The sequence below is a fragment of the Sphingopyxis sp. sgz302558 genome (genome assembly GCF_057220455.1).
Genome location: NZ_JBXPUZ010000002.1, coordinates 1,009,976 through 1,024,254 on the forward strand (window position 1 = coordinate 1,009,976; position 14,279 = coordinate 1,024,254).

The 14,279-nt window shown below is 61.0% G+C and carries 15 protein-coding genes and 1 pseudogene; 14 read left to right on the forward strand and 2 right to left on the reverse strand.

Translation table 11 applies throughout. The annotated features are described in order from the left end of the window. The first annotated feature begins 13 nt into the window (after positions 1-13). The 7 genes from AC2TC0_RS10380 (at position 14) to AC2TC0_RS10410 (ending at position 9,672) form a co-directional block, all read left to right on the forward strand. Positions 14-4,357 carry a strawberry notch-like NTP hydrolase domain-containing protein gene (locus tag AC2TC0_RS10380; protein ID WP_484717418.1) on the forward strand — a complete coding sequence of 1,448 codons (4,344 nt, stop codon included), beginning with the start codon at positions 14-16 and terminating at the stop codon, positions 4,355-4,357. 1 nt (position 4,358) lies between these two features. Further along, positions 4,359-5,417 carry a DUF7146 domain-containing protein gene (locus AC2TC0_RS10385; protein ID WP_484717419.1) on the forward strand — a complete coding sequence of 353 codons (1,059 nt, stop codon included), beginning with the start codon at positions 4,359-4,361 and terminating at the stop codon, positions 5,415-5,417. Positions 5,418-5,720: 303 nt separating this feature from the next. Beyond that, the gene (locus AC2TC0_RS10390; protein ID WP_484717420.1) at positions 5,721-6,638 is read left to right on the forward strand and encodes a DUF2493 domain-containing protein; all 918 of its coding nucleotides are present in this window, start codon (positions 5,721-5,723) and stop codon (positions 6,636-6,638) included. Positions 6,639-6,713: 75 nt separating this feature from the next. Next, complete coding sequence (locus AC2TC0_RS10395) at positions 6,714-7,772, forward strand: hypothetical protein (RefSeq protein ID WP_484717421.1); 1,059 nt, start codon at positions 6,714-6,716, stop codon at positions 7,770-7,772. A gap of 255 nt (positions 7,773-8,027) precedes the next feature. Then, positions 8,028-8,192, forward strand: coding sequence for a hypothetical protein (locus tag AC2TC0_RS10400; protein WP_484717422.1), 165 nt, complete (start codon positions 8,028-8,030; stop codon positions 8,190-8,192). Between the two features lie 102 nt (positions 8,193-8,294). Beyond that, positions 8,295-8,741: a hypothetical protein gene (locus tag AC2TC0_RS10405; protein ID WP_484717423.1), complete on the forward strand. Its 447-nt coding sequence runs from the start codon at positions 8,295-8,297 to the stop codon at positions 8,739-8,741. A 610-nt stretch (positions 8,742-9,351) separates the two neighbouring features. Next, on the forward strand, positions 9,352-9,672 hold the full coding sequence (locus tag AC2TC0_RS10410; protein WP_127692126.1) for a DUF736 domain-containing protein: 321 nt from the start codon (positions 9,352-9,354) through the stop codon (positions 9,670-9,672). Positions 9,673-9,721: 49 nt separating this feature from the next. Here AC2TC0_RS10410 and AC2TC0_RS10415 read toward each other — a convergent pair whose 3' ends face one another. Next, positions 9,722-9,949: a helix-turn-helix domain-containing protein gene (locus AC2TC0_RS10415; protein ID WP_484717424.1), complete on the reverse strand. Its 228-nt coding sequence runs from the start codon at positions 9,947-9,949 to the stop codon at positions 9,722-9,724. Positions 9,950-10,172: 223 nt separating this feature from the next. Between AC2TC0_RS10415 and AC2TC0_RS10420 the strand changes: the two genes are divergently transcribed. The 6 genes and pseudogenes from AC2TC0_RS10420 (at position 10,173) to AC2TC0_RS10445 (ending at position 13,010) form a co-directional block, all read left to right on the forward strand. Next, entirely contained in the window at positions 10,173-10,439 is a 267-nt protein-coding gene (locus AC2TC0_RS10420; RefSeq protein ID WP_484717425.1) for a DNA -binding domain-containing protein, read from the forward strand. A 157-nt stretch (positions 10,440-10,596) separates the two neighbouring features. Beyond that, positions 10,597-10,890, forward strand: coding sequence for a transcriptional regulator domain-containing protein (locus AC2TC0_RS10425; RefSeq protein WP_484717426.1), 294 nt, complete (start codon positions 10,597-10,599; stop codon positions 10,888-10,890). Between the two features lie 16 nt (positions 10,891-10,906). Then, entirely contained in the window at positions 10,907-11,371 is a 465-nt protein-coding gene (locus tag AC2TC0_RS10430; RefSeq protein WP_484717499.1) for a DUF2285 domain-containing protein, read from the forward strand. Positions 11,372-11,501: 130 nt separating this feature from the next. Next, on the forward strand, positions 11,502-11,774 hold the full coding sequence (locus AC2TC0_RS10435; RefSeq protein ID WP_066531890.1) for a helix-turn-helix transcriptional regulator: 273 nt from the start codon (positions 11,502-11,504) through the stop codon (positions 11,772-11,774). A gap of 8 nt (positions 11,775-11,782) precedes the next feature. Further along, a pseudogene (locus AC2TC0_RS10440) lies at positions 11,783-12,337 on the forward strand (replication initiator protein A); the annotation flags it as partial. Positions 12,338-12,800: 463 nt separating this feature from the next. Further along, positions 12,801-13,010: a hypothetical protein gene (locus AC2TC0_RS10445; protein WP_484717427.1), complete on the forward strand. Its 210-nt coding sequence runs from the start codon at positions 12,801-12,803 to the stop codon at positions 13,008-13,010. A gap of 15 nt (positions 13,011-13,025) precedes the next feature. Here the strand turns inward: AC2TC0_RS10445 and AC2TC0_RS10450 are convergent, their stop codons facing one another. After that, positions 13,026-13,319, reverse strand: coding sequence for an HGGxSTG domain-containing protein (locus AC2TC0_RS10450; protein WP_484717428.1), 294 nt, complete (start codon positions 13,317-13,319; stop codon positions 13,026-13,028). 374 nt (positions 13,320-13,693) lie between these two features. On the opposite strand from AC2TC0_RS10450, the gene AC2TC0_RS10455 reads away from it, so the two are divergent. Beyond that, positions 13,694-14,266: a DUF2285 domain-containing protein gene (locus AC2TC0_RS10455; protein WP_484717429.1), complete on the forward strand. Its 573-nt coding sequence runs from the start codon at positions 13,694-13,696 to the stop codon at positions 14,264-14,266. Positions 14,267-14,279: the final 13 nt, after the last annotated feature.

Here is a 14,279-nt window from a genome sequence, read left to right on the forward strand (position 1 = left end):
AAGGAATTCCGACATGACCAACTCGCCTTTGGCGGGGGCCTCCGCGCGCCCGCATGCCGCTGTGTGCCCGCAGCAAACCGCTACCGCGATCATCACCGCAGCCCATGACCTGCTCGGCCACCTTGCCGCTGGTCGCCGGATCGACACGCCTGCCATTCGCACCGCCATGCAGTCCGCCTTTGGCGCAAGCGATGCGACCGGAGCCTGGAGCTGGAAGACCGCCTATGAAGCCGTCGAGGTCGCGCAATTGTTGTTCATGCGCCGCTACGGCCCGGCGATCCACGCAAGGACCGCCGATCCGTTCGAACGGCTGAAACTTGTCGAACGGATTGCCCGGCTCGCCCCCACGCAAACTCGGCGCAGCGAGGAAATGCAGGCTTACCAGCAATTCTCGACGCCACTGGGACTAGCATGGGTGGCCGGGTTTGCTGCGGGCTTTCTGCCAGGCGAACTGGTGCTCGAACCTTCTGCAGGCACGGGACTGCTGGCCATCCAAGCTGAACTGGCAGGATGCAGATTGGCAATGAACGAAGTCGCCGACGCGCGTGCCGCCCTGCTTGGCAACCTGTTCGCAGGCTCGCTCCTGTCCATGCACGACGCCGCACAGATCCACGACCGGCTCGATACAGCTGTGGTGCCGAGTTGCATCATCATGAACCCGCCATTCTCTGCGGCGCTGAATGTTGAAGCCCGTGTGGCCGACGCAGCCATCCGGCATCTGTCATCGGCTGTCGCGCGGCTTGCCGACGGTGGACGGCTCGTGGCGATCACAGGTGCAAACTGCGCGCCGGATCACAAGGCATGGCGGGATGGCTTCATCCGGATGCAGGACAAGGCACGGGTCGTGTTCAGCGCGGCCATTGCAGGCAGCGTGTTTGCACCGCACGGCACTACGATCGAAACCCGGCTGACCGTGATCGACAAGCTCCCGGCAGACAATCCAGCACAATTTCCGGCATCGCGAGGCATGGCTCCCGATCTCGCGATCCTGCTGCGCTGGTTGGCCGACAGCCTCCCGCCGCGGCAGCCCATTGCCGCGTCAGCTCTTCAGCCACTGGTCGCTGCCCGTCATACACTAGCGATCAAAGCCATTTCAAAGCCGAGACTGGCTGCAGCGCCTATCGCTGCGACATCCGGCGTGCCGCTCGACTATGATGTGATCGACTGGTGTCCTCCGACCGACGGCAAGCTCTCCGAAACGCTCTATGAGCCTTACACCCTTCAATCGATCCGCATCGCGGGCGCTCAGCCCCATCCGACGCGTCTGGTGCAATCAGCCGCGATGTCCTCGGTCGCGCCGCCCAAGCCGAGCTATCGTCCTCATCTGCCAGCTGGCCTAGTCGAACAGGGGCTGCTGTCGGATGCCCAGCTCGAATCGGTCATTTATGCGGGCGAAGCCCATGCCGACCATCTCGTCGGCAGCTGGTCCGTTAATGCGACCTGGGACAAGGTGGAAGCCGCGCCCGATGATTGCGACACGGCCGTCCGGTTCCGCAAGGGCTGGTTCCTCGGTGATGGCACCGGAGCTGGCAAAGGGCGTCAGGTTGCAGGGATCTTGCTCGACAATTGGCTCAAGGGCCGAACGCGCGCAGTCTGGATTTCGAAATCCGACAAGCTGCTAGAAGATGCGCAGCGCGACTGGAAGGCTCTGGGGCAAGAGCCCTTGCTGGTCACGCCGCTCGCCCGCTTCCGCCAGGGTACGCCGATCCGGCTCGAGCAAGGCATCCTTTTCACGACCTATGCCACGCTACGCTCCGACGCGCGCGAAAACCGTGTTTCCCGGGTCCAGCAGATTGTCGATTGGCTGGGGACCGACTTCGACGGGGTCATTGTCTTCGACGAGAGCCATGCCATGCAGAATGCCGGCGGCGGCAAATCCGAACGGGGCGATTGCGCCCCCTCGCAGCAGGGACGTGCCGGACTGCGCCTGCAGCATGCACTGCCCGATGCCCGGGTCGTCTATGTCTCTGCAACCGGGGCCACCACGGTCGAGAACCTTGCCTATGCTCAGCGGCTCGGCCTGTGGGGCGGCGCAGACTTTCCCTTCGACAAGCGCACCGATTTCGTTGCGGCCATCGAAGCGGGCGGGGTCGCAGCGATGGAAGTGCTGGCCCGCGATCTGAAATCGCTCGGCCTCTATGCCGCCCGTTCGCTTTCCTACGAAGGCGTCGAATATGAGCTGGTCGAGCATCAGCTGACACCGGACCAGGTCCGCATCTATGATGCCTATGCCGGGGCGTTTCAGGTCATCCACAACAACTTGGACGCAGCGCTGGAGGCCGCCAACGTCACGAGCTGCGAAGGCACGCTCAACGCACAGGCCAAGTCTGCGGCCCGCTCGGCGTTTGAATCCGCCAAGCAGCGCTTCTTCAATCATCTGATTACGGCGATGAAGACGCCAACGCTGATCGCCGCGATCGAGCAGGGCCTCGCCGATGGCCACGCCGCTGTGGTGCAGATCGTCTCGACGGGGGAAGCGCTGCTGTCGCGCCGCCTCGCCGACATCGATCCGGGAGAGTGGAACGACATTCAGGTCGATATCACGCCACGCGAATATGTTCTGGATTACCTCCTCCACAGCTTCCCGACCCAGCTTCACGAGAGCTTCACCGACGGCGACGGCAATCTCGCGTCGAGGCCAGCCTATGACGAGGATGGCAATGTCGTGCAGTGCCGCGAGGCTTGTCAGCGGCGCGACCGGCTGATCGAACAATTGGCATCGATGGAGCCGGTGCAAGGCGCACTGGACCAGATCGTCCAGCGGTTCGGGACGGATATGGTGGCCGAGGTAACTGGTCGATCGCGGCGGATCGTCCGCAGGGTCGACGCGAATAGTGACCGGCTCGCGGTCGAGAACCGGCCTACCCATGCCAACCTCGCCGAAGCGCAGGCATTCATGGAGGATCGCAAGCAAATCCTCGTATTCTCCGATGCCGGAGGCACTGGACGCAGCTACCATGCCGATCTGGGCGCGAGGAACCAGCGGCTCCGCCATCACTATCTGCTGGAAGCAGGCTGGAAGGCCGATGCCGCAATCCAGGGCCTGGGCCGCACCAATCGCACCAATCAAGCGCAGCCGCCGCTATTCCGGCCGGTGGCCACCAATGTCCAGGCCGAGAAACGCTTCCTCTCAACAATCGCGCGGCGGCTCGACACTCTGGGTGCAATCACGCGCGGACAGCGGCAGACCGGTGGTCAGGGGCTGTTCCGCCCCGAAGACAATCTCGAAAGCCCCTATGCCCGCGATGCGCTGCGCCAGCTCTATGTGCTGCTCTATGCGGGCAAGGTCGAGCGATGCTCGCTCGCGACCTTCGAAAGCACGACCGGCCTGTCGCTGACCGACAGTAGCGGGTGCCTCAAGGACGAACTGCCGCCGATCACGACTTTCCTGAACCGGCTGCTGGCACTCACCATCGACATGCAGAATGTGCTGTTCACGGTGTTCGAGCAGTTGCTCAGCGCCAAAGTTGAAAGCGCAATCGCGGCGGGCAGTTACGATCTCGGGCTGGAAACGCTAACCGCCGACAGCTTCACCGTAACAGCTAGTGAGCCGATCTACGTCCATCCGGCCACGGGCGCAGAGACCCGGTTGCTGACGATTTCAATGAAGGAGCGCAACCAGCCGGTCTCGCTCGAGCGGGCGCTCGAACTGCGGCGTGAACCCGCCGCGCGGCTGTTGGTCAATGCCCGCTCGCGGCGCGCTGCAGTCCAGCTGCCGGCTCGCAGCGTCATGCTCGACGATGGCGAAGTTGAACGCCGCGTCCGGCTGATCCGGCCGATGGAGCGGCTGAACTTTGCCCATAGCCATCTGCCCGAGACCCACTGGGATGAGGTGGACGAGCGGACATTCGCGACAATCTGGCAAGAAGAGGTGGCGCATGTCGATGAATTCACGACAAGCGAACTGCACATCGTCACCGGCCTGCTACTCCCCATCTGGAAGCAGCTTCCCGAAGAATCGACCCGTGTCTACCGGCTCCAGACCGACGATGGCACCCGCATCGTCGGGCGCAAGGTTTCCGCAGCATGGGCAGCGAATGCGACGGCCAAGCCAGACGCGCCAGTGTTATCGCCACCCCAGGCACTCGCATTGCTGCGTGAAGGGCACGCGGTGCTCGACCTTGCCGATGGGCTGCAATTGCGCCGGTCTCGGCTCATGCAGGTGAACCGGATCGAACTCACCGGGTTTGGTTCGACGGCGGTCGACCGGCTCAAGGCCATGGGGCTGTTCTCCGAGATCGTCAGCTGGAAGCTGCGTCTGTTCGTGCCTGATGACATGGTAAAAGGGTCGGCGGTGATCGAGCGGCTGTTCGAACGGCACCCTTTGACGCGCATCGCCGACCGGAAAGCGGCCTGACATGGCCAAGCTCTCCACGCGCGCGGCAGAAATGTCGGAACGGCTTGCGCAGAACGTGCAGGCCGTTTGCCGCCATTATCTGCCCGCAGGCAGGCGAGAAGGCCGCTACTGGATGGTTGGCGATGTCGCGGGAACGCCCGGGCGCAGTCTCTATGTCCGCCTCTTCGAAACCGAACGCGGCGTGATCGGCAACTGGGTCGATGCCGCAACCGGCGAGTATGGCGATCTCGTTGATCTCATCCGGCTCAACCAGCGGCATGGGCGCCTGTCCGAAACCATTGAGGAAGCCGAACGCTTCCTCAGCCTGCCACCATCGGCTTCGGACGATCAGCGCAGTGCCGCGTCATTCGCCACGCCCGCGCGCGCAGGATCCACGACCGCTGCCATACGCCTATTTGCCGCCTCGAAACCACTGACTGGATCAATGGCGAGCGCCTACCTGCGATCACGTGGCATCACACGCGTATCCGACCTGCCAGCCCTGCGCTTTCATCCGCGATGCTACTACAGACCAAACGAGAACGATGATCCAGTAACTGCGGGCGCATTCCCGGCGCTGATCGCAGCAGTTACCGACAGCGACGGCTTGCAGACCGGCACCCATCGCACCTGGCTCGATCCATCCGGCTGCGCGAAGGCCAAAGTCGCATCGCCGCGCAGGGCGATGGGCAACATCCTCGGCAACGCCGTAAGGTTCGGTGCTGTGGATGATGTCATCATCGCAGGCGAAGGCATCGAAACCATGCTGTCGTTGCGCGAAGTTCTGCCAACCATGCCGATGGCAGCCGCAACCTCGTCAGCCCACCTTGCCGCCATCCTGTTTCCGCCAACACTTCGGCGTCTCTACGTCGCACGTGACTTGGATGCTGCCGGCGACGCAGCGTTTGGCGTCCTGACTGAGCGCACACAGGCAGGAGGAATCGAACTCGTATCACTCATGCCGGACCTCGCTGACTTCAATGACGACCTCCGCCAGCATGGCGTTGCTGCACTGGCGGAACGGGTCCGCCATCATCTCCGACAGCAGGATCAGACACGCTTTTCCGTCGATATTGGCTGAGCCGATACGGGGTTGAAGGATGGGCGATGGCGGCGTGCATTGGACTTGACCCAAGACCTGGCCCAGCCCGGCCTCCTTCGAGCGGCGTCCGAGAGACCGGCGGCCGCGAGGCCGCAATGGCGGTCATGCGGCTATTTTCCGGCGGCGCATCCGCGCCTTTCCATCGCGAACCAAAATAGCCCCCCGCCCGCCATCCTCCGCTGCGCTTCGGCCACAAGGGTGCGGCCTCGCAGCAGCCGGTCAGAGGGACGCCCATGAAGGCCGGGCAAGGTGCCCGGTCCCAAGGCCCCAAGGACCAACGCAATGACCATCACGCCCGATTCAGAACCCGAACACGAAACCTCTGCCACAGCCCATCTCCTCGATGAAATCGCGCTCTATGGCTATCGCCCCTTCTCAGACGAAGCCGACCCGCGACCGCTCCCCGAAGAACGCATCGCCGCTGGCGCCGTCGCCGACATGTTCGATGCCCTCATCGCCACCATGATCGACACCAGGCTCGAACCCGATCTGGAGGACCTGTGCTGGTCGCTTGCCAACCTCTTCCACCGCGCAGAAGGCCGGATCCAGCGCGAGCTCGACGACAATGAAGATGCCCAGAAGCGCAGCCAGCGCGAGCAGGATGGCTCCGAGGTCATGTCGGTCGAACTCGAACGCCTGCTTCGCGAAGGCACCGGCTTAATCGAACGCCGCAACGCCATGGAATTTATGCGTGATGCCGCCGGAGACCAGTTCGAATTGCATTTCCGCAAGGCCTGGACCCCGCGCACCCGGTCACTCGTAAATCATCGCACTATGACAGCCGCCATGATCGACAGCCGGGATTTTCTAGCTGCGAAGCGTCGCTCAGAGACTGAGCCGCTGCTTCCGGTGGGCACGCGCATCGCGTTTACGTCCGGTCCTGACTATCAGAACCACAACCGGATATGGGCTGTCCTGGACAAGGTGCTCGCCAAATATCCAGACATGGTCCTGTTCCACGGCGGCAATCCCACCGGCGGCGAACACATCGCTTCGCTATGGGCGCGCAATCGCAAGATCACACATGTCGCGTTCCGGCCGGACTGGAATCGGTTCAAGAAGGCGGCACCATTCCGGCGCAACGATCAGATGCTGGAAGCGCTGCCCAAGGCCGTGGTCGCCTGCCCGGGCAATGGCATCAATGCCAATTTGGTCGACAAGGCACGCAAGCTGGGGGTGTCAGTTTGGGCGATCGAGTGACGCCGTTACTCAGATCAGCCTTTAGCCTGCCAACTCCTTCTGGCGGAAGGTCATTTCCCCGAGTATTGTCCCGACATGACCATCGACCCGATCTTCACTCCCGAACAGCTGAGCGCAATTGAGAACGCACCACTTTTTGCAGGTGACAGGCATCCCGCATGGAGTGTTCTGTTCGAGGGAAAGAGCGCAGTCGATTTTCTGACACGTCGCGCAATTGACGCGATAGTTCGATCGTCCGACCTCCAATCTAGAATGCGCGGCACGCTTGATCGCGCGGTTGACCCAAGCAATGTTCCGGACGCCGCAGCTGCCTTGGCGGAGCTACGAGCGCTTAGCGGATTGATGGAAGCGGGGCTGCTCGTCCAGCCGCTCGCTCCCCACAGTAAACGCGGAGCTACTCCCGATTTCGAAGCTGATGCTGGCGATGGACCCGTTACGGTCGAAGTCCACGCTAAGCACGAGGACGGCGTCCAGACACAGCTTCGCCAATCAATTGCCAACGGTGAGGATGTTCGGGGGGTTGAGCGAAGAACGAAAGATTTCGTCAAAGGCTCAATCAGCTTTTCAACAGCCGTTCTTCACCCTGGCGGCGCTCCGAACCCCGATAAAGCATTCGACTCAGTGCAGGCAAACGTCATCAGCAAGCTCTGCGCAGTTAAGCAGGGCGAAAAACAGCGACGCCCCGGTGTTCCTTCCGTCCTATGGCTAGATCTTAGCTATTTCGGACCAATGACTCAGACGCTACTTGAGCAGACTATTCCTCTGGTTTCCGGCCACATCGGACTTACGTCCGGCGCGATTTGGCATGCCTTTTATGGTTGGAAGGGTGCGCCAGTTCTGGAGGAAGGCAATCCGAAAATCACAAACATGGGACACGACGGTAGGTTTCGTCTGAGTGGAAATTCCAAAAGCTACTACGCTGCTGCAATCGTATGTTTCGAGCAGGGGCTAGTTCTATTCGAGAACCCATGGGCCACTTTCCCGTTGCCAACGAAGTTCAGGAGGCGTTGCGAAAGGTTACCTTGGTTCAAGATTGGACATAGCATAGCTGATTGGACGCCAACTGAAGCACTTACCTCGGTCACATTTTCTGAAAGGCGCATCTGCGCCCTTTCGACCGACCATAACATGTGATTTCGCGAGCAACATTGCCGTCAGCCAATGCAAAACTGGCTGGTGCCTATCTCGACCTGAGTTCCCGTGACCACCCCGCTCTTTAAGGCCAATCCGTTGGCCGACCCCAAGCCTCCTTCAATCAACCCGTAAAGGGTTCGCTACGCTCTGCGTGCGGCCACTGCGGCTGCACCTTCGTGGTGATTGCGGCTTTGCGCCGTCTGTCCGGGGCCTGTCGAGCGGGGATGGTCCCTGCTCCGAGACAGGAGCTCGTACATGTCACTCACCATCGCACAGCGTCACGCCTGGAGCCTCTCCCGTACCCTGATGGTCTGCGTCACCCTGTTCCACGCCGGTAACGGCTACGCCGCCGTTCCAACGGCTGAATTCGACAGCGATGCCGACAGCGTGATTCACGAATATGACCCGTTCAATCCCTGACCGCGTCACATCGATTTGCGCCACTTGGCTGGATGCCCATCGGGTATTCCAGCCGATGCGCATATTTGCTATGGATTTCCTGCACATTGCGCTGCGGTGGAGGTGGAGAGCGCGTCCCTTGCCCTTGGTTCCAAGGAGGACGCCATGCTGATCGGCTTTGCCCTAATAATCGTTGCGGTATTCCTGTGCTGCGCGCTTCTGTTCCGCCTTTCGATCTACGCCCTTCCGCTACTTGTCGCGTTTGTTGCGGGTTCGGCGACTTATCGCACCGACAGCGGCATTCTTGCTGCGCTCGCCTCCGCAGCCATATCTGCGATCATCCTGCTTGCTGCTGCCCGGTTAGCACTGGCGTTCGCTAAGTCCGACCTGACACGTGCTGCGGTCGGCGTCGCTTTTGCCGCGCCCGCAGCTGTTGCGGGCTATCACGCAGTCCATGGCATTGCGGCGGCGACGATGCCGCCAAGCGCATGGCAAATCGCCTTATCACTGCTTGGCGCTGCGATAATCGCGGCTGCATCCTGGACGCAATGCAACCGCGCCCGCCCTTAGCTTTGACATTTTCCAAGCCCGCACGACAGGTGCCAGGCGGAGCTCTCACCGTCAATTCAGCCGATAGGAGGCAGGCGGTGTGATCAAGTGGCAGTTTCTGCCTGCCTTGTCTTGGGTCAGGTTGGTCTGGGCGTTTGCAGGGGCGGAGCGAGGCCGGGAATTCGCAGCCGGTTTTGAGCTGGCCAGTGGCGGGCCGATTGCGCTGATCTCAATCAGGCCCGGATTGGCGCATGGCCGTTGCCGATATCTGCGATTGCGGTGACGACTAGGCAGCACACCGGTGACGACACCTTTCTCATCGCATTTCGGTCTTGGAAGTCCGGGAAGTGCCATTTCCCCCGGTCAAGTATGACCCGAGCCCACTGCTGCCTCGTCAATGGCCGTGGTTGGCAGGGGATGGCTTCGCCGCTTGATCCCTTGCTGCAACGCCGTCTGCGCCAACTTTCTTCCCCTGGGCGTGCCGCCCATTCCTCGCGAGGCAAGAAAGCCGTCTGGCCGTCGTCCTCCACTGCGTTTCGGCCGTTCCGGTGCAGCGGGCTCAAGCCCCTGCCTTCAACCAGCCATCGAGACCGCGATGGGCGCGGGTTCGACCAACTTGAAGGAATGCATCATGGCCAACATCGGAACTTTCACCAAGACCGGCAACGAATACAAGGGCGAGATCGTCACCATGTCGGTGCAGCAGAAGAACGTCCGCATCGTCCCCGAAACCAGCGACAACGAAAATGCGCCGTCGCACCGGGTTTTTGTCGGCCGCGCGGAAATCGGCGCCGCCTGGACCAAGACCTCCAACGAAGGCCGCGAGTATCTCTCGGTCAAGCTCGACGATCCCAGCTTCACCGCTCCCATCTTTGCCAACCTCTTCGATGACGAAGACGGCAAGAGCTTCAATCTGATCTGGTCGCGCGCCCGCCGCACCAACGGCGACTGACCGCACAGCCAGCCCCGCCCGGCACCTGCCGGGCGGGGCATCGGCTTCCTTATTGGTCAAATCCAGCGGGGGGATCGGCGAGAAGGTCAGCTGGCTTTACATCAAGGGCCTGCGCAGTCTCATGGATCGAGAGGAGCGTGGCATTCTGACTGCCGCGTTCAATCATGCTGACATAGGCGCGATCAACACCCATCCGTTCGGCCACCGCTTCCTGGCTCAAGCCAGCGGCGATGCGATAGTAGCGCACATTGGCACCGAACAGTTTGCGGATGTCCATCCGCAGCTTAGAAACCGGTCGCGTATTCTCGTGCTACGTATTATAATACTCGGAGGGGTGCGGTGCTCGGGCCGAATTCGATTTCGACCCCTGTGAGAGCTTATCCTCACGAGCGCAGAACTCTCTCCGCATGAGGGGATAAGATTAGTTTTCGCCATTTTGGAGGGTCTTCATGCTAGGAGAGAGGGCATGCCGAAACGAGTCGAAACTGAAGGCTCGGACCATGACGATCGTTCCTTTTGAAGACCACCCGCCCCTCTCGGATACGGTAACGCCGTATGACGAACGCCATTTTGTCACGTATTTACGGCTACTTGACGCCGCAGACGAAGGTGCGGAATGGACCGAAGTTATGCAGATCGTCTTTGGGATCGATCCTGCCCTGGAGCCGGTCAGGGCGCGTCAGGTCCATGAGACCCACCTCGACCGAGCACGCTGGATGACGTCCCACGGCTACCGACATCTGCTTGAGAAACAACAAAAAGGCTGATTTCTCGGGCACAGATCGGACGCCTTGCCCTAAGCGCTCAGTCAAAATTTCTGCGCCTCCGGGCATAAGCATCCCCAGATTTTGTTACTTGCGGCTTACCGTTGGTTAACAAAGACTTGAAGCTTGGCCTTTTTGCCTGTGCTTTGCAGGGGTCTTTATGCCCGGTGGTTCGTCATGGCGGTCACCATCGACCGCGGATCAATATCGTGATTACGACTATGCGGACTTCGCGCAGGAATTCCTGCACCGTAATGCTGATTACCGCCGTGATTATGCCGAAACTGAAGAGCGCATTGCTCGCTTCCCATCGGTCGAAAACCATGAAAAGGAGGGCCTGTCCCGGCGATGGGGCCTGAGCTTTCCCCACCGATCCGCAAGCAAACCCGCGCCAGCGCCCGGCCCATTGGTCGCCCAGCGCATCGCCCGACGTGATCATCGTCGAAACTGCTAACCCGGCCCCCCCGCTGATGTGGCTGTCCAGCTGCAAGCCGCTGGCAGAGGTGTCGACATCCGACGGCAAGCATCTTGTTTACGCTAGGGACAGCTACAGACTGCGACTTTGCGTTCGTTACAGGTCCGCCCTGCCCGTTCCCGCCGTCTCGATACCCTGCGATGAGACATATGAATTGCGCATCGCGGCTGTCACCCGCATGCACCTGATAGCCCGCACTAATAGCGCCTTACCCCAGAGCGCTCACGTCATGACACGCAATCAACGGCTACGGTTGACCCGCTTCCTCGCCATCCACGATGCGCTCGAAGGAGGCGCCTCTTCGCGGGACCTCGCCTACGGCCTGATCTTTCCCAACCACCACCGACTTGTCGGTGCAACCTGGAAAGCCTCCAGTGAGCGGCGGCAGGTTCTTCGGCTGATCGCCCAAGCGCGCAGCCTCGTCTCCGGCGGATTTCGCGATATCCTCTTACACCGCTGACCGAGACATTCGGGGTGACAAATTACGGCACCCGCATTCGGTCACTCCCTGCCCATGCCAATCCTCCGCCAATGGTCGCGAACCCCAGCGACAGCCCGCTGCTGCTGCCAACCTTCGCCGGAGCCTTGCCATGGATGCCAGACCCACCCCCGTGACTGCACGATTTTTGCGGACGCCTGATGCTGCAGTACACCTCGGGCTTTCGGCTCGCACACTCGAAAAGCACCGCTGTTTCGGAACGGGGCCGGTCTATCGCAAGCTCGGTGGCAGGATCGTCTATGCCGTGAGCGATCTGGACGCGTGGGCGGAGCAAGGGCTGCGGCGGTCCACCAGCGATCCCGGCAAGGGCATCGTCCATCCAGCCAAGCGTCTTGATGGCTATACTCCGCCGGTCCGGCGCTGAGCCACGCAATGCGACGCCTGTCCGCCTTCCCATCCAAGCCTGCGCAGCTTGACCTGTTCGTGTCCCAGGGCCGAGATATTGCCGCGCGCGACGCGCAGGACCTGATGGCCTGGCCGTTCTTCAGCCTCGCCAAATCGAAGCGGGTCCGTCCGATCGATTTCCGAATGGGCGAGGTTTCGATCCTCGTCGAGGCGACTGCCGAGCATGGCATGGCGACCATCTGGGACGCTGATGTCCTCATTTGGGTAGCGAGCCAGATCGTCGAAGCGCGCGATGCCGGTCGGACTACGTCGCGATTGATCGCCGCGACCCCGCACGAGATCCTTGCCTTCACCCGGCGTGGCACTGGCAAGGCCAGCTACGAGCGATTGAAGGCCGGGCTGGATCGACTGCAATCGACCACCATCGCGACCTCTATCCGCCAGCATGATGCGCGGCGGCGGCACCGCTTTTCGTGGATCAATGAGTGGAAAGAGCGTCTCGACCATTCGGGACGCGCGCTCGGGATCGAGATGATCATTCCTGACTGGTTCTACGAAGGCGTGATCAATCAGTCGCTCGTGCNGTTAGCCGGCGCACCAAATTGCGTTGCCAAAAACCGGCTTAGCAATCACCTAGCTATCACGAGCCTTTCGAAAGCGCGGCTTTTACCCGCTTGCAGGCGGTGTTACGCTGACCGCATGACGGTTGATCCAACGGCTATTGTGAAGCCACTCGAAACATTGGCCTCGTCCCCAACACTTCGCGGTTCAGACTCTGAGGAACCCCGCTGGGAATATGCGGACCGGGAACGCCAATATCGCAAAAAGCACCCGGCTTGGTTCGCAGACGATAGTTATTCCGAACCGGATGAGCGACCAATCAGCGAGTTCTCGATCTCAGGCGTAGTCGCAAGCATCGCAAACGAGCCCGCCGTGCGCGAATTGAAAGAGCATATCATTCGGCTAGAGAAGACACAGCAGATCACTCTTTGGCTTGCCGGGATAACGCTTGTCGCGCTGCTATCGCTTGCATGGAGGTGACAGGATGATTCTCACTGCATTAGCCTTTACAGCCGTCTCCATGTTCGTGATCGGATGGTTGGTCATAATCGCCGACGCCGTTTCAGGGGGGCGTATCATTAGTCGTATCCCCAAGCGGGTGAGTGACGCGTTTGGTGCAGCCCACAATTGGGCTTGGATCGGACTTCTGATCGTCGGCGCATCGGGCTTTATCTGGCAACTAGCAACCAAATAGACATCAAAGACGCCCTCACGCATCGCTTCGCAATTCCTTGAGTAAGTGCCTTGCCATAGCCCGGAGTGCGACCGCTTCCAGTGTCTCGCCACCATGCTTGTAATTGCCGTTTCGTTCACCCCTTGGTCCGCCGCCTCTTGCCCCGTGGAAGCGGCACCGAGTCTTGCCCTTCTCGGCTGGGCCTTGGCAGGGATTGCCTGCACGGTTCTTCGCTCCACACCGCTTCGCCTTCCTCAATTGTTCGACCGGATCGCGTCGGATCATGGGGACGTCCGCCATTTTCTCCCCCTCCCCCATGGTGATGCACATGTTGATGCGTTTCCTTATGAACGTGGATTGATTGGCTGGCCGTGCGCGATTTGCCCTTGAGCGCCTGCATCGCCTCGCATTGCATGGTGAAGGTGCGGGCCAGCTTCGAGGCTAGCGCCGCATCCGCCTGATAGATCGAATGGCCCCGGTTCAGGGCCTGTGCGCTTAGCCGCATCATCATCATGTGCGTTGCGGCCATCTGCGCAGCGAGCGCCGCCTGTGCAGAGTTTTCTGGCCTGTGATCGGCGACTAGGGCAAGCAGCGCGTTCCATTCGGTTTCGTCAACTTTCCATGTGCGGGCGGTTTCGTCCCATGCCTGCGGGCAAAGCTTCGATAGCTGGACAAGGAAGGTATCGAGCAGGGCCCGCGACCGGGTGCCGAACGCCTGCACCAATTGCAGCGTCCACAATTCATCATCGTTGTGCGGAGCCACGACCAGAAAGCTACCGGGCCGTTCCTCAGCCATCACCCCCGGCATAAGTGGGAGCGTAAGCGGGTGTGAGACGCTGACAGAGGTTTCGACATCAACCGGAAAGCATTTCGTTTCCAGTCGGGGCAGTGTCAGGCTGCGACTTTGCGTTCGATACCGAGCCGCCCTGCCCGTTCCCGCCGTCTCGATACCGTGCGATGAGACCTATGAACTGCGCATCGCAGCTGTCACGCGTATGCATCTGATAACGCGTGCCTCCAGCTCCACATCCCAAGGCGCTAACGTCATCACGCACAATCAACGGCTGCGGTTGAGCCGCTTCCTTGCTATTCACGATGCGCTTGTGGCGGGTGCGTCTTCTCGTGACCTCGCCTACGGCCTGATCTTCCCCAACCACCGTCCTCTTATCGGAGCGACCTGGAAAGCCTCGAGTGAGCGGCGGCAGGTTCTTCGGCTGATCGCCCAAGCGCGCAGCCTCGTCTCCCGCGGATATCGCGATATTCTTTTACACCGCTGACCGAGACATTCGG